The sequence below is a fragment of the Streptomyces sp. NPDC002054 genome, from assembly GCF_040296685.1.
Lineage (GTDB): Bacteria > Actinomycetota > Actinomycetes > Streptomycetales > Streptomycetaceae > Streptomyces.
On record NZ_JBEOXT010000031.1, the window covers coordinates 1 to 22,047 of the forward strand.

A 22,047-nucleotide genomic window follows, 5' to 3' on the forward strand; every position below is an offset into this window, starting at 1 on the left:
CAGCAGGCCCCCGCCGAGGCGGGGGCCTGCTGCCGTACGTACGGCGGGTCAGGCGGTCAGGCGCCCGGCCTCGGCAGCGGCCGGCCGTACCAGAGCTCGACCAGGCGGGCGGCGATGGAGATGCCCGACGGCGGCAGGACCTCGCCCCGTTCGATGGCGATGCGGAGGTCGTCCCGGGAGAACCAGCGCGCCTCCTGGATCTCCTCGCCGTCCACGTTGATCTCGGAGGAGACCGCGCGGGCGGTGAAGCCCAGCATCAGGCTGTACGGGAAGGGCCAGGGCTGGCTGGCGACGTACTCGACCTCGCCGACCCGGACGCCCGCCTCCTCCCACACCTCGCGGATCACGGACTGCTCGATGGACTCACCGGGCTCGACGAACCCGGCCAGGGTCGAGAAGCGGCCTTCCGGCCAGTGCACCTGGCGGCCCAGCAGGGCGCGGTCCTGCTCGTCCGTGACCAGCATGATCACGGCCGGGTCGGTGCGCGGGTAGTGCTCGGCGCCGCAGCCGGGGCAGCGGCGGATGTGGCCGGCCGCCGCGACGACGGTGCGCTCGCCGCACCGGGAGCAGAAGCGGTGCATCCGCTGCCAGTTCTCCAGGGCGACCGCGTGCACCATCAGCGAGGCGTCCCGCGGCGGCAGCAGCAGGCCCGCCTCGCGGAGCCCGGCGGGCCGCGCCTGCTGGTCCATGCGGCCCGGCAGGGAGTCCTTCTGGAGCGCGAAGTAGCTGACGCCGTCGTCGTCGGTGCCGAGGAAGTAGCGGTGCGTCTCGGTGAGCGGCGCCTCGAAGGCGGGGGTCATGACGATCCCGGTCCCGCCGTCCGGGGTGTCGTCGATCAGGACCTGACCGCCGGAGACCACGAACACCCGGGTGGTGGGGTGGCTCCAGGCGGCGGCCAGCCATGCCTCGTCGAGGCGGTGGTGCGCGGCGCGGTCGATTCCGCCGGGCGCGGTGAGTGAGACGGGCCGCTCGGTCGAGATGCTCACAGGTACTTCCAACTCCCCCGTTGGTGGGACAGGCAGCAGACTCTGGTTCGGGTGTGCGGTATGCGGTGCTCGGTGTGTGGTGCTCGGTGCGGGTGGCGGTTGCGGGCGGTCAGGCGGAGGGCGCGGCGGGCGGTGCCGGCCAGGTCTCCGCGAGGTCCCCCCACAGGTACGCGGCGGTCTCCACCCCCTTCAGGAGGAGGTCCAGTTCGACCTTCTCGTTCGGGGAGTGCCAGCCGTCGGACGGTACGGAGATGCCGAGGAACAACACGGGTGCGCCCAGGACGTCCTGGAGGTCCGCGGCCGGTCCGGAACCGCCCTCGCGGGTGAAGCGGACCTTCTGGCCGAAGGCGCGGCCCATGGCCCGGACCACGGACTGCAGCGCCGGGTGGTCCAGCGGGGTCAGACAGGGCCGAGTGGGCGCGCCGAAGGTCACCGAGTGGCGGATCCCGGCAGGCACCCGCTCCTCGACCCACCGGGTCACGGCCGTCTCGACCCGGTACGGGTCCTGGCCCGAGACCAGCCGGAAGGACAGCTTCAGCTGCGCGGAGGCCGGCACGATGGTCTTGCCGCCGGGGCCCTGGTAGCCGCCGCCGATGCCGTTGACCTCGGCCGTCGGCCGGGCCCAGACCCGCTCCAGGGTGGAGTACCCGGCCTCGCCGAGGGTCCCGTACGACTTGGCCGTACGCAGCCACTCGGCCTCGTCGAAGGGCAGCTCGGCGATCAGCTCGCGCTCGGCGTCGGTCAGCTCGGCGATGTTGTCGTAGAAGCCCGGGATGGTGACCCGCTCGTCGGCGTCGTGGAGGGCCGCGACCAGCCGGGCGGCCACGGTGGCCGGGTTGGGCACGGCGCCGCCGAAGGCTCCGGAGTGGATGTCCTGGTCCGGCCCGTACAGCTCGATCTCGCAGTCGGCGATGCCGCGCATGCCGGTGCAGACGGTGGGGGTGGTCTCGTTCCACATGCCGGTGTCGGAGACGATCACCACATCGGCGGCCAGTTCGGCCGCGCGGGCCTCGACCAGGGCCCGGAAGTGGGTGGAGCCGGACTCCTCCTCGCCCTCGATCAGCAGCTTGAGGTTGACGGCCGGGGCGGTCCGGCCGGTCGCGGCGAGGTGGGCACGGACGCCGAGGGTGTGGAAGAACACCTGTCCCTTGTCGTCGGCGGCACCGCGCCCGTACATCCGGCCGTCCCGGACGACCGGCTCGAAGGGCTCGGTGTGCCAGCCGTCGGCGAGGGCGGCGGGCTGGACGTCGTGGTGGCCGTAGACGAGGACGGTGGGTGCGGCCGGGTCCCCGCTGGGCCAGTGCGCGAACACGGCGGGGGCACCGGGGGTCTGCCAGACCTCCGCAGTCGGGAAGCCGGTGTCCTTGAACCGCGCGGCCAGCCACTCGGCGCTGCGCCGCACGTCTCCGTCGTGCTCGGGCTGGGCCGAGACGGAGGGGATGCGCAGCCAGTCGGCGAGGTCGTCGAGGAAGGCGGCGCGGTGCTGATCGATGTACGCGCGGACGGCGTTGTCCGAGGTCTGGCTCATGGATACGAGCCTAGCTGTCCGGTCCTTGGTCGATTTCCGGGTCCGTTTTGCCTAGGAGGATCCTCTCAAGGCGGGCCCGGGTGGGCAGGTCACGGGGCCGGATGACGCGGCCACTGCGGACGTGCAGGAAGGCGGCGGTGACCCGGTCGAGGGGGGTGCCGGTGGTTTCCGCCCAGGCCAGGCGGTAGACGGCGAGCTGGAGGGGGTCCGCCTCGGCGGTGCGGCCGGTCTTCCAGTCGACGATCTCGTAGCCGCCGTCCGCCGTCCGGTACACGGCGTCGATCCGGCCGCGGATGACCCGGCCGGCCAGGGTGAGCTGTACCGGGACCTCCATCCGGTGCGGGGTGCGGTCGGCGTACGGGCTGCGCTCGAAGGCCTCCTTCAGGGCTGCCAGGTCGCGTTCGTCGGCGATTTCCTGGTCGGAGCCGGGCAGGTCGGCGGCGGGGTCGAGTACGTCGAGCAGGGGCAGCGGGAGATCGTCGAACCGGGACTCGACCCAGGCGTGGAAGCGGGTGCCTTGGCGGGCCGCGGGCTGTGGGGGCTTGGGCATGGGGCGGGCGAGTTCGCGTACGAAGGCCTGCTCGTCGGCGGCGAGCCGGAGCAGGTCGCTCGCGGAGAGGGCGGCGGGGAGCACGACGTCCCGTACGGCGGCGCGGGCGCGGCGGAGCTCGCCTTCCAGGGCGTCCAGGTCGCGGTCCCAGGAGGCGATGGCTCGGGCGTCTTCGGGTGTCGGGTCGGCCATGCCGGGGGCTGCGCCTGGGGCGGAGCGCGGTTGTGGCTGCGGGTCGGGCTGTGGCTGCGGCTGGGCGGGGACGGTGGGGTGCCGCTGCGCGGGGCTTTCCCCCACCCCGCCCTCCCCCTCGCTTCGCTGGGGGGACCCCCATCCCGAAACCGGGGCTCCGCCCCGGACCCCGTTCGCGCCTTCGGCGCGGGGTGCCGCGCCGTCCGGCGCGCCGACGGCCCCGGCCGCCGGGCCCGGAGCGGCGGACGCGTCCGGGACGGACGCCGGCCGCGGGCCGGGGCCCGGGCCCGGAGCGGCGGACGCGGACGCGTCCGGGACGGACGTCGGAGCGGGCCGCGGGCCCGGGACCGGGTCCGGGGCGGACCGCGGCCCGGGGACCGGGTCCGTGGCGGGCTCCGCCCAGGGGTCCTCGGCCCAGTCCTCGTCCGGCCAGAGCTCTTCCTCGTAGGCCGGGTCCTCGCAGTCCGGGGGCCAGAGGTACTCCTCCGATGCCTCGGGCGCGGGCTCGGGGGGCGGCGGGGCTGCCAGGTGGGATTCCACCAGGGCGGCGGCGGCGCGGCGGAGGCGCAGGGAGTCCGGGTCCAGGGGGAGCGGCCAGGAGTGGTCCGGGGCGGAGTTCTCCGCCAGCGCCGGGTTCTCCGCGTCCGGCTCGGGCTCCGCCGCCCACGCCTCGATCTCGCCGAAGCCCGCCGCGCAGTGGTCGTGCAGCGCGGTCAGGAACTCCGACGGGCCCCGGCGGCGCTTCTGGGTCGGCCCCCACCAGTGCCCGGAGGCGAGCAGCAGGGAGCGCGGCCGGGTGAAGGTGACGTAGCCGAGGCGGAGTTCCTCGGTGGACTGGTGGGAGCGGAGCCCGGTCTTGAAGGTCTTCAGACCGGCCGAGGTCCACGGCGGGTCCGCCGGGAGGGTGGCCGCGTCTCCGCGCAGCGCGTGCGGCAGCACCCTGGCGTAGGAGGTCCAGGCCTCGCGGGGCTGCGCGCTCGGGAACGCTCCCGCGTACAGCCCGGGGACCGCGACCACGTCCCATTCCAGGCCCTTGGACTTGTGGGCGGTGAGCACCTTGACCGTGTTCTCGCCGCCGGGCAGGGCGTTGTCCAGGCCCTTCTCGTACCGGGCGGCCGTCCGTAGGAAGGAGAGGAAGGCCAGCAGCGAGGCCTCGCCGTCGAGCGCGGCAAAGCCGGCGGCCACGTCCAGGAAGTTGGACAGGGTCTCGCGGCGCCGGGCGGCCAGCGCGTGCGGGGACGCGGCGAGCTCGACGTCGAGGCCGGTGGCCGCCAGGATCCGGTGCAGGACGTCCATCAGCGGGTCGGCGAGGGACCGGCGCAGGTCGCGCAGTTCCTGGGCGAGATGCGCGAAGCGGATGCGGGCGTCCGCGGAGAAGGGCAGCCCGTCATCGGCCGTGTTGGCCGTGTTGGTTCCGCTGCCGTCCAGGAACGTTTCCAGGGCGTCGGACAGCGAGACGATCTCCGCCGGGTCCACTCCCTCCACGGCCGCGGCCAGCCGCAGGTTCGGGTCCTCGGCGGGCCGGGCGTCCCGCGCCACCAGCAGCCGGGCCCGGCGCCCCAGCAGCGCCAGGTCACGGGCGCCGATCCGCCACCGGGGGCCGATGAGGAGGCGGACCAGGGAGGCGTTCGCCCCCGGGTCCTGGAGCACCTCGCAGACGGCCACCAGGTCGGCGACCTCGGGCAGGTGCAGCAGCCCGGACAGGCCGACCACCTCCACCGGGACGTCCCGGGCCACCAGCGCGGCCTGGATCGCCGCGAAGTCGCCGCCGGAGCGGCACAGCACCGCGATGTCCTTGGGCTGGGTGCCCGTACGCACCTGATGGGCGAGGGAGTCGGCGAGCCAGGCCAGCTCCTGCGCGTGGGTGTCGAGGAGGGCGCAGCGGACGAAGCCGGCGTGTTCCGCGCCCTCGGCCGGACGGAGTGCCTCCACTCCCTCGTGCAGCTCGCGGAGCGGTGCGGCCAGCCGGTTGGCCAGGTCCAGCAGACGGCCGCCGCTGCGTCGGTTCTCGCTGAGCGAGTGGCGGTCGGCCGGGGTGCCGTCGGCGTGCGGGAAGTGCTCCGGGAAGTCGTCGAGGTTGGCGACGGAGGCGCCGCGCCAGCCGTAGATGGCCTGGCAGGGGTCGCCGACGGCGGTGACGGCATGGCCGGTGCCGCCGCCGAAGAGGCCGGAGAGCAGCAGCCGCTGGGCCACCGAGGTGTCCTGGTACTCGTCGAGCAGGACGATGCGGAACTCCTCGCGGAGCAGCGCGCCGACCTCGGGGCGGGTGGTGGCCAGCTGTGCGGAGAGGGCGATCTGGTCGCTGAAGTCGAGCAGGTCGCGGGAGCGTTTGGCGGCGCGGTAGCGGCCGACGAGTTCGAGGAGTTCGAGCCGGCCGCGGGCCGCCTCGGGCACCTTGCGGAGGTCGTCGTTGGTGAGCCGGGCGTCCGCGAGGGTGTCCAGCAGGGCGGTGTCGTACGCGCGGAGGGCTGCCGGGTCGACCAGGTGCTCGGACAGTTCGGCGTCCAGCGCGAGGAGGTCGCCGACCAGGTCGGGGAGGGACCGGGTGAGGGCCGGGTACGGGCCGGGGGCCTCGCGGAGCACGCGGGCGGCGAGCTGGAAGCGGGTGGCGTCGGCGAGCAGCCGGGCGCTGGGCTCGAGGCCGATGCGCAGTCCGTGGTCCTTGAGGAGCTGGCCGGCGAAGGCGTGGTACGTGGAGATGCGGGGCTCTCCGGCGACGCCGTCTGCGGTGTCCGCCACTGGGGCCGGGTCGGGATCGGTGATGCCGGCCCGGGCGAGGGCGGTCCGGACCCGCTCGGCCAGCTCGCCGGCGGCCTTGTTGGTGAAGGTCAGGCCGAGCACCTGGGCGGGGGCGACCGTGCCGGTGCCGACCAGCCAGACCACCCGGGCGGCCATCACGGTGGTCTTGCCGGAGCCGGCGCCGGCGACGATCACCTGGGGGGCGGGCGGGGCGGTGATGCAGGCGGTCTGTTCGGGCGTGAAGGGGATCCCGAGGAGCTCCTTGAGCTGCTCGGGATGGGTGAGGCGGGGTGCACGTCCGGACACCCGTCAAGGCTAGCCGGGGCCACCGACAGCTCCGCCCGCGAGCGGAGGCCGCCGGGCCCGCCGGGCCGGGGGCCAAGGGCCGGGCCCGGTTATTCGACGGCTATTCGACGGTCTGGCGGCCCTCCGGGCGGGCGCTGCATGCGGAGCGGAAGGTGCAGTGGTCGCAGTGCGAGCCGGTGGCGGGGGCGAAGCGTTCGTCGAGGACCCGGCCGGCCGCGGTGGCGAGGAGTTCCCCGACCCACTCGCCCGACGGGCCGTCGTACAGCGGCTGCTGCGCCTGCACCTTGGGCTCGGCCGAGCCCTGGCGGAGGTGGACCAGTTCGGCGCCGCCCGGCTCGGGGCGGGCCCCGTCGAAGTGCTCGTCGACCGCGCCCTCGCGGACGGCGAGCTGGTAGACGGCGAGCTGCGGGTGCCGGGCGACCTCGGCACGGGTCGGGGCGCTCTTGCCGGTCTTGAAGTCGACCACGTACGCGCGGCCCTGCGGATCGGCCTCGACGCGGTCCATGGAGCCGCGGATGCGGACGGCGTACTCGCCGGCGTCGAGGGTGACGTCGAAGTCCTGCTCGGTGGCGACGGGGGTGCGGCCGGACCGGTCGGAGTGGTGCCAGCGCAGGAAGCGCTCCAGGGCGGCGCGGGCGTTCTCCTTCTCCTGCCGGGACTTCCAGGGGGCGTCGAAGGCGAGGGCGTCCCAGACGGAGTCCAGGCGTTCCATGAGGACGGCGAGATCCGCGGGGGTGCGGCCGGAGGCGACCTCGTCGGCCAGGACGTGGACGACGTTGCCGAAGCCCTGGGCGGTGGTGGCGGGGGCGTCGGCCTTGACCTCCCGGCCGAGGAACCACTGCAGCGAGCAGGTGTTCGCGAGCTGGTCGAGGGCGCTGCCGGAGAGCGCGACGGGGCGGTCCCGGTCGCGCAGCGGGACGCTGCTGCGGGTGGGCTCGTACAGGCCCCACCAGCGCTGCGGGTGGGCGGCGGGGACCAGCGGGCGGTCCTCGTCGTCGGTGAGCGCGGCCAGCCGGGCGAGGCGGCGGGCGGCGGCGTCGCGGAGGGCGGGCGAGGCGTCCGGGTCGACGGTGGTGGCGCGGAGCTCGGCGACCAGGGCGGGGACGGCGAGGGGGCGGCGGGGCCGGCCGGTGACGTCCACGGGGGTGACGCCGAGTTCGGTGAGGAAGCGGGAGGGCTGGTCGCCGTCGTCGGCGGCGGCCTTGACGGCGGTGACGACGAGGCGGTCGCGGGCGCGGGTGGCGGCGACGTAGAAGAGGCGGCGTTCCTCGGCGAGGAGGGCGCCGGGGGTGAGGGGTTCGGCGAGGCCGTCGAGGCCGATGCGGTCGGCTTCGAGGAGGGAGCCGCGGCGGCGGAGGTCGGGCCACAGCCCTTCCTGGAGGCCGGCGACCACGACGAGGCTCCACTCCAGGCCCTTGGAGCGGTGGGCGGTCATGAGGCGGACGGCGTCGGGGCGGACGGACCTGCCGGTGAGGGTGTCGGCGGCGATGTCCTCGGCTTCGAGCTGCTCGAGGAAGTTGAGCGCGCCACGGCCGCCGGTACGTTCCTCCGCGCGGGCGGCGGTGTCGAAGAGGGCGCAGACCGCGTCGAGGTCGCGGTCGGCGTTGCGGCCGGCGGCGCCGCCGCGGCGGGCGTTGCGCTCCAGGCGGGCGGGCCAGGGGGTGCCGTCCCAGAGGGTCCAGAGGGCCTCTTCGGCGGTGCCGCCGCCGGCGAGCAGCTCGGTGGCCTTGCGGAGGAGGGTGCCGAGGCGGTGGGCGTTGCGGGCGTAGGCGGGGTCGTGGGCGATGAGCCGCTCGGGCTCGGCGAGGGCGTGGGCGAGGAGGACGTCGGAAGGCGGGGGCACGAGGACCCCGCCGGCCCGCTCCTCCTCGCGCAGGGCGCGGCCGAGCCGCCGCAGGTCGGCGGCATCCATCCCCCCGAGCGGCGACCCAAGCAACCCAATGGCCACCTCGGCGGAACCGGGCCCGGGCCCGGGGATTGCCTCAGGGCTCTGCTGGGGGCCCTCGGCGCCCGCGCCGGCGTCGGCGGCCGGCAGCTCCGCGCCGAAGGCGTCGGACGGCTCCGCGCCCGGAGCGGGCGCGGCCTCGTCGGTCCCGTCCGGGCCGGGCCCGGCGGCGGGTTCCGGACTCTGCCCGGCGTCCACGGCGCCGGCGCCCGACCCGGGCACGACCCGCGCCACCTGACCCGGCAGCTTCGGGTCGGACGCGTCGGCGTCGGACGGCTGCGCGGCCACGGCTTCGCCGGAGGCGGTGGCGACGGGGGTCAGGGCCGATTCTGCGCAGAGGCGGAGGGCTGTCAGGAGGGGGGCGACGGCCGGTTCGTGGCGGAGGGGGATGTCCGCGCCGTCCGTTTCGACCGGGACGCCCGCCGACACCAGCGCGCGCCGCATCGACGGCAAGGTGCGCCCGCCCGCACGGACCAGGACGGCCATGTCCTGCCATGGCACCCCGTCCTCCAGGTGCGCCCTGCGCAGGATGTCCGCGATGTTGTCCAGTTCCGCGCCGGCCGTCGGGTACGTGAAGACCTCCAGTCGGCCCCCGCCCCGCGTCGGCCGGAGCTCCCGGTGGGCGCGGACGGCCGCCACCGGGAGGCGGGGCACCGGCATCCGGGTGGTCAGCAGCCGGGTGGCCGTCAGCAGCATCGCCGCCGAGCGGCGGGACACCGTGAGCGGGGTGACCGTCGCGCCGGGGAAGGACGCCGGGAAGTCGAGGATGCCGTTCACATCGGCGCCGCGGAACGCGTAGATCGACTGGTCGGGGTCGCCGAAGGCGGTCAGCCCGGCGCCGCCCGCCGTCAGCGCCTGCAACAGGCGGATCTGCGAGGCGTCCGTGTCCTGGTACTCGTCCACATAGATCGCGTCGTACAGGGAGGCGACGGACGGGGTCCGCTCCGCCAGCAGCACGGCCCGGTGCACCAGCTCCGTGTAGTCCAGAGTGCCCTGCATGTCCAGGACGTCCAGGTATTCGGAGAGGAACGCGGCAGCAGCAGCCCAGTCCGGGCGGCCGGTGCGGCCCGCGAACGCGGCCAGGGCGTCCGGGGCCAGCCCCAGCTCCCGGGTGCGGGCAAGCACGGCCCGGACCTCGTCGGCGAAGCCCCGGGTGGTCAGCGCGGCCCGCAGGTCGTCCGGCCAGGGGATGGACCGCAGCTCGCGCTGCCCCTCCAGCAGCGCCCGGACCGTCACGTCCTGCTCCGGACCGGACAGCAGCCGCAACGGTTCGGTGAAGAGTTCCGCGTCCTGGTGGGCGCGCAGCAGGGCATAACAGAAGGAGTGGAAGGTGGTGGCCTGCGGCGCCCGCGCGCCGCCCAGCCGCAGGGCGGCCCGGTCGCGGAGTTCCACCGCGGCCTTGCGGCTGAAGGTGAGGATCAGTATCCGCCCGGGATCCGTGCCCGACTCGACCCGGGCTGCGGCCGTCTCGACCAGGGTGGTGGTCTTGCCGGTGCCCGGTCCGGCGAGGACGAGCAGCGGGCCGGCGGTGTGGTCAACCACCGCCTGCTGTGCTGCGTCCAGGACAGGGGGACCCACGGGTTCCGGTCCGCCGCGCACGAGCCGGTACGCGTCGGGTGTCCGCGTACGGCCGTGGGAAGGAGAGGTGATCACGTGGGGTGCCGGTCCGGTCCTGATGTGTGCGTCTGCGTGTGGCGAAGAGGCAACGCTACGGCAACCGGGTCGCCCGGCGAAGTTCCGCCGGTCACAGCGGTCAGCCCGGCTGCCGCCGCGGCGCCGGCTCCCCCGTACGGGCTCTTGACTGTCGGTACGTGCCCCCACTCGGCCCCGAAATCACGGAAGCTGTCACGTGTGAGCCAGTCCTCAGCCGCCGTCCCAGCGGGCCCGCCGCATGTCCAGCCGCGGCCCGGCCGGCGAGTCCCGCAGCGGGGTGCCCTCCACCCGGTAGTGCTCGAGCGCGCGCCGTTCGCTGCCGGGCAGCAGGACTCCGTCGGAGCGGACCACGCGCCACCACGGGACGGCTCCGCCGTAGAGGGCCATCACCCGTCCCACCTGGCGCGGGCCGCCCTCCTCCAGCCATTCGGCGATGTCGCCGTAGGTCATCACCCGGCCGGGCGGAATGCGCTCGGCAGCCTCCAGCACCCGTTCCGCGTAGTCGGGGAGCCCGGCCGGGCCGGGATACTCGTCGCTCATTGGGCACATGGTGCCGCACCGGTCCGGAGGGCGCGCGGAAGGATTTCTTCCGCAGGGGCACGCACCCTGGTGCCCCGGCCCGCCACCGGTCCGTGCCACCATCGTCCGGGCGGTGACTGGTGATACGTGATCAAGAAGAGATGACCGAAGTGACGGGGAACGAGCGGGGTGTCAGCCCTCCTGACGACGCGGACGCACAGCGCGACGCGGCGCCGGAGGCGCAGTCCGGCACGGAGCCGGCCACGGAACCGGGCGGCACCGGTACGGGCCCCGCCGAGCCGAACGCCACCGTGCCGTCCGCCACCGTGCCCGGCCCGACCGAGCCCGGCCCCGCCCCCGCGGCGCCCACGGCGCCGGACGGCATCGGGCAGCAGCCCGCCGCACCGCACGGACACACCGCGGCCGACCGCGTCCAGATCGACGAACCGCTGCTCGCCGCCCGCGTGCACCGGCCCTCCGACCTGGTCCGGCTGCTCGTCGGGGTCCTGGGGATCGCCCTGGTCCTCGCCATCGCCGCTTTCGCCCACGGCACCGCCGCCGGCCTGGAGGCCGACATCAGCGCGGGCACCGACCAGGCGCCGCCGCTGCTGATCAAGGTGGCCGGGCTGGTGGGCAGCATCGCGGTGCTGCTGGTCCCGGTCGCCTTCGCCATCGAACGGCTGATCAAGCGCGACGGCCTGCGGATCGCCGACGGGGTGCTCGCCGCCGTCCTCGCCCACGGCGTCACCCTGGCCACCGACCTCTGGGTCTCCCAGGCCGCCCCCGCGACCATCCAGGACGCGCTCACCCGGGCCACCGGGGCCGGCGAAGCCCTCACCGACCCGGTCCACGGCTACCTCGCGCCCGTCATCGCGTACATGACCGCCGTCGGGATGACCCAGCGGCCCCGCTGGCGGGTGGCGCTGTGGGTGGTCCTGCTGCTCGACGCGTTCGCGATGCTGGTCAGCGGCTACACCACACCGTTCTCGATCATCCTCACCGTGCTGATCGGCTGGAGCGTGGCCTACGGCACGCTGTACGCGGTCGGCTCCCCCAATGTCCGGCCGACCGGCCAGAACCTCCTCGCCGGCCTGCGCCGGGTCGGCTTCCAGCCGGTCAGCGCGATGCGCGCGGAGGGCCACGAGGGCGGCGACTCCTCCGAACAGAACGACCGGGGGCGCCGCTACCACGTGACCCTGGAGGACGGCCCGCCGCTCGATGTCACCGTGGTCGACCGCGAGCAGCAGGCGCACGGCTTCTTCTACCGGGTCTGGCGCCGGCTCACCCTGCGCGGCATCACCACCCGGCGCAGCCTCCAGTCGCTGCGGCAGGCCCTGGAACAGGAGGCGCTGCTCGCGTACGCGGCGATCGCCGCCGGGGCCAACGCGCCCAAGCTGATCGCCACCTCGGAGCTCGGCCCGGACGCCGTGATGCTGGTGTACGAGCACCTGGGCGGGCGCAGTCTCGACGCGCTCGGCGACGAGGAGATCACGGACGAGCTGAGCCGCAACGCGTGGGAGCAGGTGCGGTACCTCCAGTCGCGGCGCATCGCGCACCGCCGGCTCACCGGGGACGCCCTGGTGGTGGATCGTTCCGGCACGGTGATCCTGACCGATCTGCGCGGCGGCGAGATCGCGGCGGGCGATCTGGTGCTGCGGATGGACATCGCCCAGCTGCTGACCACCCTCGGCCTGCGGGTCGGCGCGGAGCGCTCGGTGGCCTCCGCGGTGTCGGTGCTCGGCCCGGACGCGGTGGCGGGCTGTCTGCCGCTGCTCCAGCCGATCGCGCTGAGCCGGTCCACCCGGGCGACCCTGCGGCGGCTGGCGCGGGAGCGCTCGCAGCGCGAGCGGGACGCGGTGCTGGAGTCCTCGCGGCGGGCGAAGGCGGAGCGCGAGGCGGAGTCGGCGGCGCGGAAGTCGCCCAAGTCCGCGAAGGCGGAGACCAAGGCCGAGAAGAAGGCGGAGAAGAAGGCGCTGGACGTGGCGCTGGACGAGGCCCGGGAAGAGGACCTGCTCAGTCAGATCCGCCGCCAGGTGCTGCTGATCCGGCCGCAGGCGCCGGTGGAGCCGGCCCGGCTGGAGCGGATCAGGCCGCGCACCCTGGTGTCGTTCATCGCGGGCGCGTTCGCCGCGTACTTCCTGCTGTCGCAGCTGACCCACGTCGACTTCGGGACCATCGTCGGCGAGGCGCAGTGGGGCTGGGTGGGGGCGGCGCTGGCCTTCTCCGCGCTCAGCTACTTCGCCGCGGCGATGAGCCTGCTCGGTTTCGTCCCGGAGCGGGTGCCGTTCCTGCGGACCGTGTGCGCGCAGGTGGCCGGCTCGTTCGTGAAGCTGGTGGCACCGGCCGCGATCGGCGGCGTCGCCCTGAACACCCGCTTCCTCCAGCGGGCCGGGGTCCGGCCGGGGCTGGCGGTGGCGAGTGTGGGTGCCTCGCAGCTGTTCGGCCTGGGCAGCCACATCCTGCTGCTGCTGTCCTTCGGCTATCTGACCGGCACCGAGAACACGCAGGAGATGACCCCGTCCCGGACGGTGATCGCGGGTCTGCTGACGGTGGCCGTGCTGGTGCTGGTGGTGACGGCGATCCCGATCATGCGGAAGTTCGTGGCGACCCGGGTGCGGGCGCTGTTCGCGGGCGTGGTGCCGCGCATGCTGGACGTGCTGCAGCGGCCCCAGAAGCTGCTGACCGGGATCGGCGGGATGCTGCTGCTGACCGGGTGCTTCGTGATGTGCCTGGACGCGTCGATCCGCGCGTTCGGGGGCGGCGAGGCGATCTCGCTGGCCAGCATCGCGGTGGTCTTCCTGGCGGGCAACGCGCTCGGCTCGGCGGCGCCGACACCGGGTGGTGTGGGCGCGGTGGAGACCACGCTGACCCTGGGTCTGATCGCGGCGGGGCTGGAGAAGGAGATCGCGATCTCGGCCGTGCTGTTGTTCCGGCTGATGACGTTCTGGCTGCCGGTGCTGCCGGGGTGGATCTCGTTCAACTTCCTGACCCGCAAGGAAGCGATCTAGCCTCCGGCGGGCGCGCGGTTCACCCCGGGCCCTGCGGGCCCGGGACCGGCTCCGGCCCCGCACGGGCCGGAGCCGACGACCCTGACCACCCTTCCGGCGCTTCCGGCCGCCCTTGGCAGCTGCGCGGCCGGGCGGACCCACGGCGCACTGCGCCCGCTGCCGGCCGGCCGGCCACGTCATGGGTATCCCCGCCGACCCGGCCGCCCTGGCCGGCACCGGACTGTTCTCCCCCGAAGGCATCGCCCGCGCCGCCGCCGAGGGGACCCGGCCGGCCCCCGCCCTCACCGCCCGGTTCGGCCGGGAGACGGTGGACCGGCTTGTCGAGCCGATGCCGGGCGGGGTGTACGCGGGCCGGGCCGAGCGGGTCTCGCTCCGCGCCGTCCTGCCGCGGATCGCCGCCCTCGCCGAAGAGGGCGGGCCGCTGCGGACGGCCGACGCACGGCGCCCGGCTCAGTCGGCCGGGTGGGGGTCCGGGCCCGGCCAGGCGCCCAGCAGGGCGTCCAGGAGCTCTGCCACGCGGGCCTGGGCCGGGGAGATCTCCCCCGCGAGGGCGGCGGACGCGGCCGGACCGGGGCCCGGGGCCGTCGGCGCCGGGCCCGCGGCGGCCGGTTCCGCATCGGTGAAGTCGGGCTCCGGGAAGCACGCCGCCCGTTCCGCCGCCTCCAGCGCCCGGATGTGCACGAACCAGTCGTGGGCCAGCCGCTCCACCCGCGGGTCCGCCGCCTCCGCTCCGGCCAGCGCCGCCAGTTCCGCTTCCAGCCGCTCCTGCTCCACCCGCAGCCTCGGGTGCAGGACCAGCAGGTGCCGGCCCGCAGCCTCCAACCGGGCCGCCGCCGGTCCCAGCAGTTGTCCGGCCTCCGGTTCCGGCCGCCGGGCGCGGACCGCCGCGGCCAGCCGGGCCAGCAGCTCCTCGGGGCCGGCGTCCGGGGCCAGGACCTCCCGTACCTCGTGCGGGGGCAGCCCCAGCTCCGTCAGCCGCCGGGCCCACAAGATCCGTACCAGGTCCTCGTACCCGTACCCCGGTTCCCGTTCAGGTTCCGGCAGCAGTCCGCTGCGGTGCTGCCGGCGGAGGGCCGCCGGGGTCGTGCCGGTCAGCGCCGCCGCCTCGCCGATCCCGACCGTGATCTTCTTCCGGTTCATGGCACCAGGTCACCACGGCCGCGGGCGGAAGGCCCGAACCCGAACGGGTCACGGCAGGGGCGGGCCCGCGGAATCACCCACAGGATGGGTTACATGACGGGAAACGCCCTTCGGACCACCGCTGCCGCCGCCCTCGCCGCGTCCCTGCTCAGCACGGCCGGCTGCTCCGACAGCACGCAGCAACAGGAACCACCGAAGGGCGCGGCGGCCAGCCCGACCCGGCAGGCACCCGCGCAGAAACTCCACTGGGACGCCTGCCCGCCCCCCTCCCCCGCCCAGGGCGGCGGCCAGGCTCCCTCCCAGGATTGGCAGTGCGCCACCCTCAAGGTCCCCCTCGACTACGCCAAACCCGAGGGCGAGCAGATCGAACTGGCCCTGATCCGCACCCAGGCCCGCGACAAGAAGAACCGCATCGGCTCGCTGGTCTTCAACTTCGGCGGCCCCGGCGGCTCCGGCATCGCCACCCTGCCCCCCGCGGCCGAGCAGTTCGACGCCCTGCGCGACCGCTACGACCTGGTCAGCTTCGACCCCCGCGGGGTCGGCCGCAGCGCGCCGGTGCTCTGCGAGAGCGACCGGCAGCTGGACGCGTACTACGCACAGGACAACACCCCCTCGAACCCGGCGCAGGAGAAGCAGTACCTCGACAGCATCCGGGCGTATCAGAAAGCCTGTGAGAAGAACTCCGCCAAGGTGCTGCCGCACGTCGGCACCACAAACGCCGCCCGCGACCTGGACGAGCTCCGCCGGGCGCTGGGCGACGACAAGCTGAACTACTTCGGGATCAGTTACGGCACCGAACTCGGCGGGGTCTACGCCCACCTGTTCCCCACCCACGTCGGCCGGGCGGTGTTCGACGCGGTCGTGGACCCGACCGAGACCTCCGAGCAGGGCGCCCTGGGCCAGGCCGAGGGCTTCCAGCTGGCCCTCGGCAACTTCGCCCAGGACTGCGTGGACCGCGGCGACGCCTGCCAGTTGCAGGGCAGCACCGTCAAGGAGATCCAGGACAACATCATCGCCCTGCAGAAGCGGCTGGAGACCGCCCCCATCGCCGGGATCGGCGACCGCAAGCTCACCCAGTCCGCGGCCACCAACGGCATCGCCCAGGCCCTGTACTCCAAGGAGCTGTGGCCGCTGCTGGAACAGGGGCTGGACGAGGCGGAAGGCGGCCAGGGCCAGCTGCTGATGGCCCTCTCCGACGCCCTCAACGGGCGGGACGAGAACGGCAGGTACAGCAACATCGGGGCCGCCAACACGGCCATCAACTGCGTCGACACCAAGCAGCGGTTCGACCTGGCGCAGACCAAGGCGAAGCTGCCCCGGTTCCGGGCCGCCTCGCCGGTGTTCGGGGATCTGCTGGGCTGGGGCGTCCTGACCTGCACCGGCTGGCCGGTAACCGGCACCTCGGAAACCCCGGACGTGAGCGCCCCCGGCTCCGCCCCGATCCTGGTGATCGGCAACACGGGCGACCCGGCCACTCCGTACGAGGGCGCCCGGAAGATGGTGGAGCGGCTCGGTCCGGGGGTCGGCGTGGAGCTCACCTACAAGGGTGAGGGCCACGGGGCCTACAACAGCGGCGACCCGTGCGTCCAGAAGGCGGTCAACTCCTACCTCCTCGACGGCACGGTCCCGCCCTCGAACACCACCTGCACAGCAGTCTGAGCACGCCGCAGGGGCCGTACCGCATCCCGCGCGGTACGGCCCCTGGCGGGTCGTTCGGTCTAGTAGACCGGCTTGTGCGGCTCGATCTGGTGGACCCAGCCGATCACGCCGCCGCCGACATGCACCGCGTCCGCGAAGCCCGCGGACTTCAGCACCGCAAGGACTTCCGCACTGCGGACACCCGTCTTGCAGTGCAAGACGATGCGCTTGTCCTGCGGCAGGTCCTGGAGCGCGCTGCCCATCAGGAACTCGCCCTTGGGGATCAGCCGGGCGCCGGGGATCGAGACGATCTCGTACTCGTTGATCTCGCGGACGTCGATGATCTCGATGTTCTCGCCGTCGTCGATCCACTCCTTGAGCTGCTTGGGAGTGATCGTCGAACCGAGGGCGGCCTCCTGGGCCTCCTCCGACACGACGCCGCAGAAGGCCTCGTAGTCGATGAGTTCGGTGACGGTCGGGTTCTCGCCGCAGACCGCGCAGTCGGGGTCCTTGCGGACCTTGACCTGGCGGTACTGCATCTCCAGGGCGTCGTAGATCATCAGGCGGCCGACCAGCGGCTCGCCGATGCCGGCGAGCAGCTTGATCGCCTCGTTGACCTGGATGGAGCCGATGGACGCGCAGAGCACGCCCAGTACGCCGCCCTCGGCGCAGGAGGGGACCATGCCCGGCGGCGGGGGCTCCGGGTAGAGGCAGCGGTAGCAGGGACCGTGCTCGGACCAGAAGACCGAGGCCTGGCCGTCGAAGCGGTAGATCGAGCCCCACACGTACGGCTTGTTCAGCAGCACGCAGGCGTCGTTGACCAGGTAGCGGGTGGCGAAGTTGTCCGTGCCGTCGACGATCAGGTCGTACTGGCTGAAGATCTCCATCACGTTCTCGGCTTCGAGCCGCTCTTCGTGGAGGATCACGTTCACATACGGGTTGATGCCCTTGACCGTGTCGCGCGCCGACTCCGCCTTGGAACGGCCGATGTCCGCCTGGCTGTGGATGATCTGGCGCTGCAGGTTCGACTCGTCGACCTCGTCGAACTCCACGATGCCGAGGGTGCCGACACCGGCCGCGGCCAGGTACATCAGGGCGGGCGAGCCGAGGCCGCCGGCACCCACCGCGAGCACCTTCGCGTTCTTCAGGCGCTTCTGCCCGTCCATCCCGACATCCGGGATGATCAGGTGGCGGGAGTACCGACGGACCTCGTCAACGGTGAGCTCGGCAGCCGGCTCGACCAGAGGTGGCAGCGACACGGGGACTCCAGGCGGGTCATCCCCGCGCGAGCGGGGAGCATCTAAAGGGTGGTTCTTCCCGTAACAGTGCCACGGCCTACTTCATTCCGAGACACCCTGTCCGATACGCGAGACAATTTCGTCCCAGTACGCGGGCATTCCCGCCCAGGGGTCCGCGGATCCGTGGCGGTCCGAGCGGTCCGTGAACCAGATCGTGCCGGCGCCCTGCCAGCGGGCGATCCGCATGGCCTCCTCCAGGTGGGTCCGCGGCACCCCGTGGACGAAGTGGCAGAACCGCTCCGGCGGGTACTCGGCGGTCCACTCCGCCACCTGTGACCAGCGGTAGTCCGCCCAGGCGCCGGAGAAGGTGACCAGCTGGTCGGCGGTCTCGGCATAGCCGGCGTACGGGTGGGTGCCGTGCCCGAGCACGATCCGCAGCCCGTCCGCGTCCGCGTCCGACAGGGCGCGCAGGGAGCCCAGGGAGCGCAGGGCGTCCACGATGCGGCGTACGGCGGGCAGCCCGGCCCGGTCCGCCGGCGCCCCCGCCAGGTAGAAACCGCCCACCCGGTACCAGTCCAGGTACCGGTGGGCCTCCGAGACCAGCTCCCCCACGGACCGCTCGCCGTCTCGCAGGTCGAGATGGCCGAGCAGCCGACGGTCGCTGCCGCCGCCGGCGCCACTGCCGGCTTCACGGAGCCGGTGGGCGGCCTCCGCCACATGCGGATCGGGCCGCTGTCCGGGCCCGTCCGTGACGTTCAGCACGGCCCAGTGCACCGGGGTGCCGGGGCGGGCGAGTTCGCCCCACTCGGCGGGGGCCAGCAGCGGATGGGCGTACCCGGGCACCCCCAGGCCCAGCCGGCCGGCCCCGGTGGCGGCCGGGGCCGCCCCGGGCGGGGTGGTCAGATGCGGCATGCCGCCTCCATCCAGATGTCCGCGAGGGATTCCTCCAGGTTGATCCGAGGCCGCCAGCCGAGCCGGTCCCGGGCGGTGCGGACATCGGCCTGCTGCCAGGCGCCGCAGCCGTCGGGATAGGGGTACGGGGGCTGGGCCGCGGCTGCTGCGGCGAGCTGCTCGGCGGTGGCCTCGGAGCGCGGGGCTCCGATCCCGATGTGGCGGCCGGGCAGGCCGTGCGGCGGGCCGGCCGCGTCGAGCTCGTGCAGGGCGCCGCCGAATCCGGCGACCCGGGCGAGGACGGCGGCGGCATCGCGCAGCCGCACCGCCCGGCCGGTGCCGATGTTCACCACGCCCTGCGCGGCGGACAGGCTCGCGGCGTGCACCGCGCGGGCCACGTCACGTACGTCGACGAAGTCGCGCTGCACCCCGAGCCCGCTGAGCTTGAGCTCGCTGTCCCCGGACTGCATGGCCCGGCGCATGGCCTCGGCGAGCCGGCCGAGCGGGGAGCCGGCGGGCGTGCCGGGCCCGACGGGCGAGAACACCCGCAGCACCACGGCATCCAGCCCGGAGCCGAGCACCAGCTCGGTGGCCGCCAGCTTGCTCACCCCGTACGGGCCGCCGGGTCTGGGCACGGCGTCCTCGGCGGTGCTGGATCCGGGCTGGCTGGGCCCGTACTCGGCGGCACAGCCGAGCTGGACCAGCCGGGCCCCGCAGCCGCTGCGGCGCAGCGACTCGCAGATGGTGGCGACGGCCACGGTGTTGTGCCGGGTCAGGTCGCGGGCTCCGCCGCGGGTGGCTCCGGCGCAGTTGACGACCACCCCGGGGTGGACGGCGTCCAGGAACCGGGTCAGCGCGCCCGGGCTGCCGGTTGCGAGGTCGAACCGCACGTCGGCGTCGTCCCCGCGGCCGAGCGCGGTGAGCTGCACGGCGGGGTCGGCGAGCAGCCGGTCGGCGACGTAGCGGCCGAGGTATCCGTTGGCTCCGATCAGCAGCACCCTCATCGCGCGGCCCCTTGGTTGATTGGCTGGCCGGTCATGTCCTTCTCCTTGTCATGGGTACGGGTGTGTGCGGATGCGCGGGACAGCGCGACGGTGGCGTGTACGAGGAGCCAGCCCGCGGCTACCGCTGCGGCACCGGGCACTGGCAGGAGGCCGAGCACGAGTGCGGCGGTCACCTGGCCCCGCCCCCCGTGGGCGAGCAGCAGCCGGGCGAGGAACAGCAGCAGCACGAGCGGCAGGGCGGTGGCGGGCGACGGGCCGCCGGCCGGCAGGAACAGCGGCAGGGCGAGGGCGGTGGCTCCGGTTGCGGCGAGCAGCGGCAGGGGCCGGGCCATGGCGGTGAACTCGGCCAGCGTCCGGCTCGCGGCGAGCCGGCGCCGGGCCATGGCGGCGTGGCCGAGGAGGGCGGCGTGGGCGGGGGCGACGGCCAGGGCGAGCCCGACACCGAGTTCCGGCCCATGCCGGTACACGGCCCAGCCGAGGCCAACGGCGGCGATCAGGTGGGCGACGACCGGACCATGCGGCCGGCCAGGCCAGACAAGACCTCCACCGAGAACGACCCCGAGCAGGACCGCGGCGGCCAGCCCGGCAGGCGCGGCGGCGACAACCCCCACGGCAAGGGCACCGGGCACCAGGGCATAGCCGCACCCACGCAGCACCCGCCGACCCCGCTCCGGCCGCTCCCCCTCGGCGGGCGCGGCAGTCCGGGGCACCCGGGCATGGATCTCCTCGGCCAGCGAAAACACGTCCCGGTGCCGGAAGCGGGCGGCGGTCCGGTCGGTGACCCCGAGGGCTTCCAGCCCGGCAGCGATCTCCAGCGGATCGACGGCACGCTCACACAACTCCCGATGCCGCCGCATCAACGCCTTAACAGGATCCCCACCCCCCCGCCTCCGCCCCGCCTCCCCGGCCCCCGGGGCCGGGCGGTCCCCGTTGTGCGGGCCCGCCTGGTCCGGGCGGAGCCCCGGGGCCGGGCTGTCGGCCGGGGCGGGGGCGAAGCCCTGGGCGGTGGTGCCGCGCCAGGGGACCTCCAGGCCCGCCCGGGGGGTGGGGTCGGGGGTGGGGTCCACGAGGTGGAGGCGGGTCATGCCGTTGCCCAGGACGGCGTCGTCCAGTGCCCCGGCACCCTCGCCTCAGCCGGCCAGGCGAACGGCACATCGCCCTCCGCCACCCGCTCCACCGCGGGCCCGCTCGCGATCAGGTCCAGGTAGATCTCCCGGAACGCGGCCACGTTCTGCTCCACGGTGAACAGTTCGAGCGCCCGCGCCCGCGCCGCCGCCCCCAGCCGGGCCGCCCGCTCCGGGTCGCGCAGCAGCGCCACGCAGGCCTCCGCCAGCGCCCGCGGATTGCGCGGCGGGACCACCAGCCCGGTGCCGCCGATGACCTCGAACACCGCGCCCACATCGGTGGAGACGGTCGCCCGCCCGCAGAACATCGCCTCGGCCAGGGTGACCGGGAAGCCCTCCACCACCGAGGAGGAGACCACCACCCGGCCCGCCCCGTACGCATCGGCGAGCGAGAGGGCGTCCGGGCCGCCGATCTCCTCGAAGGACACCGGGTTCTCGCCCGGCGACAGCGCATCCACCGCCTCGTCGGGAAACAGCTGGGCCGCCAGGGCCCGGCAGTCCGCCAGGTAGGCCGGTGATCCCTCGCCCATGGCGAAGATCCGCAGCCGGGCGCCCGGCACACCCCGCCGGACCTCGGCGAACGCATGCAGCAGGCCGATCAGGTCCTTCGCGGGTTCGATCCGGCCGACCCAGACCACGGTGTCGGGATCCCCCTGGTCGGCGGCTTCCCCGACGGTGGCGAATCGGTCCGCCTCCATGCCGGGGTGGACCGTCCGCAGCCGCGCCCGCGCGGCCCCGCACCGCTCCTGCCAGCGCCGCGCATGCGCATTGCCGGGGGTCAGCAGGTCGGCCTGCGCGTACAGTTCGGCGGCCAGCCGGAGCTGGAAGGAGGCCAGCAGCGCCCGTACCGCGGGCCGGTCCGGCCCGTCGCCGCGGGGCCGCAGGTAGTGCGCGCGGAGCTGGACCCCGTACTCGGTGACCAGCAGCGGCACTCCGAAGAAGCGTTTGGCCAACAGGCCGGGCAGGGCCGCCACCCCGCCGGCCGAGGCGTGCACGACATCGGCCGCGCCGAGCTCCTCGTACCAGTCGAGGGAGAGCGGGCGCAGGGCCTGCGCCAGCCCCGCCGCGACCTCGAGCAGGTCGGGGACCCGGGCCGCCTGTACGGTGCGGCCGGCGGCCGGGACCCGGCAGCCGGCCTCCAGGATCCGCAGGGCGTCCTCGGAGCGCAGGGCCGCGGCCAGCCCCGACCCGCCCCGCTCCCGGGCGAGTTCGGCGAGGCCGTAGAGGCCGGCCGCGAAGGCGGTGGCGTCGGCCGTACAGATGCCGGTCACCAGGTCCCGGAAGGCGGGCACGAAGGCGTGCCGGTCCCGGCGCCGATAGCCGCGGCCCGCCGCCGTCCGGCGGTCCTCGCCGGCCGGCGGCTGCGCGTAGAGCACGAACTCGTGCTGTGGGAGCCCGCGCACAAGCCGCTCGCACCACAGCCCCGAACCACCGTCCGTCAGCAATCCGATCCGCACGCGTGGCACCCCCGTTCTCCCGTTGCGGCGCTTCGCCGCGGGAGAACTCAAGCGGATATGCCGGTGGCGCGACGGACGGTTGTCCGTCGCGCCACCGGAAGGGGTGAAGGATCGTAACTTTCCCGTACG

13 protein-coding genes are annotated in these 22,047 nt (G+C 74.5%); 2 read left to right on the forward strand and 11 right to left on the reverse strand.

Annotation, left to right across the window (positions count from 1 at the left end):
* Positions 1-56: 56 nt before the first annotated feature.
* From nudC to ABT123_RS26030, 5 genes are all read right to left on the reverse strand, one after another.
* Positions 57-998, reverse strand: a complete 942-nt coding sequence (gene nudC / locus ABT123_RS26010; protein WP_351318889.1) for an NAD(+) diphosphatase — start codon at positions 996-998, stop codon at positions 57-59.
* Between the two features lie 97 nt (positions 999-1,095).
* On the reverse strand, positions 1,096-2,514 hold the full coding sequence (locus ABT123_RS26015) for a dipeptidase (RefSeq protein WP_351318891.1): 1,419 nt from the start codon (positions 2,512-2,514) through the stop codon (positions 1,096-1,098).
* Between the two features lie 10 nt (positions 2,515-2,524).
* Complete coding sequence (locus ABT123_RS26020) at positions 2,525-6,301, reverse strand: ATP-dependent helicase (protein WP_351318893.1); 3,777 nt, start codon at positions 6,299-6,301, stop codon at positions 2,525-2,527.
* Between the two features lie 100 nt (positions 6,302-6,401).
* On the reverse strand, positions 6,402-9,824 hold the full coding sequence (locus tag ABT123_RS26025) for an ATP-dependent helicase (protein WP_351318895.1): 3,423 nt from the start codon (positions 9,822-9,824) through the stop codon (positions 6,402-6,404).
* 285 nt (positions 9,825-10,109) lie between these two features.
* A complete protein-coding gene (locus ABT123_RS26030; RefSeq protein ID WP_351318897.1) occupies positions 10,110-10,439 on the reverse strand; it encodes an MGMT family protein in 330 nt (109 codons plus the stop codon).
* A gap of 140 nt (positions 10,440-10,579) precedes the next feature.
* Between ABT123_RS26030 and ABT123_RS26035 the strand changes: the two genes are divergently transcribed.
* Positions 10,580-13,426 carry a lysylphosphatidylglycerol synthase transmembrane domain-containing protein gene (locus tag ABT123_RS26035; RefSeq protein WP_351318899.1) on the forward strand — a complete coding sequence of 949 codons (2,847 nt, stop codon included), beginning with the start codon at positions 10,580-10,582 and terminating at the stop codon, positions 13,424-13,426.
* Positions 13,427-13,876: 450 nt separating this feature from the next.
* Here ABT123_RS26035 and ABT123_RS26040 read toward each other — a convergent pair whose 3' ends face one another.
* Positions 13,877-14,566, reverse strand: coding sequence for a helix-turn-helix domain-containing protein (locus ABT123_RS26040; protein WP_351318901.1), 690 nt, complete (start codon positions 14,564-14,566; stop codon positions 13,877-13,879).
* Positions 14,567-14,659: 93 nt separating this feature from the next.
* Between ABT123_RS26040 and ABT123_RS26045 the strand changes: the two genes are divergently transcribed.
* A complete protein-coding gene (locus ABT123_RS26045; RefSeq protein ID WP_351318903.1) occupies positions 14,660-16,225 on the forward strand; it encodes an alpha/beta hydrolase in 1,566 nt (521 codons plus the stop codon).
* 59 nt (positions 16,226-16,284) lie between these two features.
* Here the strand turns inward: ABT123_RS26045 and moeZ are convergent, their stop codons facing one another.
* The 5 genes from moeZ to ABT123_RS26070 form a co-directional block, all read right to left on the reverse strand.
* Complete coding sequence (gene moeZ, locus ABT123_RS26050; protein ID WP_351318905.1) at positions 16,285-17,463, reverse strand: adenylyltransferase/sulfurtransferase MoeZ; 1,179 nt, start codon at positions 17,461-17,463, stop codon at positions 16,285-16,287.
* Positions 17,464-17,544: 81 nt separating this feature from the next.
* The gene (locus ABT123_RS26055; RefSeq protein WP_351318907.1) at positions 17,545-18,354 is read right to left on the reverse strand and encodes a spherulation-specific family 4 protein; all 810 of its coding nucleotides are present in this window, start codon (positions 18,352-18,354) and stop codon (positions 17,545-17,547) included.
* Positions 18,342-19,337 carry an NAD-dependent epimerase/dehydratase gene (locus tag ABT123_RS26060; RefSeq protein WP_351318909.1) on the reverse strand — a complete coding sequence of 332 codons (996 nt, stop codon included), beginning with the start codon at positions 19,335-19,337 and terminating at the stop codon, positions 18,342-18,344. The genes ABT123_RS26055 and ABT123_RS26060 overlap by 13 nt, the downstream gene beginning before the upstream one ends.
* Entirely contained in the window at positions 19,334-20,422 is a 1,089-nt protein-coding gene (locus ABT123_RS26065) for a hypothetical protein (RefSeq protein ID WP_351318911.1), read from the reverse strand. The genes ABT123_RS26060 and ABT123_RS26065 overlap by 4 nt, the downstream gene beginning before the upstream one ends.
* Positions 20,419-21,918 carry a glycosyltransferase gene (locus tag ABT123_RS26070; RefSeq protein ID WP_351318913.1) on the reverse strand — a complete coding sequence of 500 codons (1,500 nt, stop codon included), beginning with the start codon at positions 21,916-21,918 and terminating at the stop codon, positions 20,419-20,421. The genes ABT123_RS26065 and ABT123_RS26070 overlap by 4 nt, the downstream gene beginning before the upstream one ends.
* Positions 21,919-22,047 lie beyond the last annotated feature (129 nt).

Excerpts from the sequence above, each read along its gene's own strand:
- ABT123_RS26045 (WP_351318903.1), top strand. The coding sequence starts at position 14,660 with ATGACGGGAAACGCCCTTCGGACCACCGCTGCCGCCGCCCTCGCCGCG.
- ABT123_RS26030 (WP_351318897.1), bottom strand. The coding sequence starts at position 10,439 with ATGAGCGACGAGTATCCCGGCCCGGCCGGGCTCCCCGACTACGCGGAA.
- ABT123_RS26065 (WP_351318911.1), bottom strand. The coding sequence starts at position 20,422 with ATGACCCGCCTCCACCTCGTGGACCCCACCCCCGACCCCACCCCCCGG.
- ABT123_RS26055 (WP_351318907.1), bottom strand. The coding sequence starts at position 18,354 with ATGCCGCATCTGACCACCCCGCCCGGGGCGGCCCCGGCCGCCACCGGG.
- ABT123_RS26035 (WP_351318899.1), top strand. The coding sequence starts at position 10,580 with ATGACCGAAGTGACGGGGAACGAGCGGGGTGTCAGCCCTCCTGACGAC.
- ABT123_RS26060 (WP_351318909.1), bottom strand. The coding sequence starts at position 19,337 with ATGAGGGTGCTGCTGATCGGAGCCAACGGATACCTCGGCCGCTACGTC.
- ABT123_RS26015 (WP_351318891.1), bottom strand. The coding sequence starts at position 2,514 with ATGAGCCAGACCTCGGACAACGCCGTCCGCGCGTACATCGATCAGCAC.
- ABT123_RS26040 (WP_351318901.1), bottom strand. The coding sequence starts at position 14,566 with ATGAACCGGAAGAAGATCACGGTCGGGATCGGCGAGGCGGCGGCGCTG.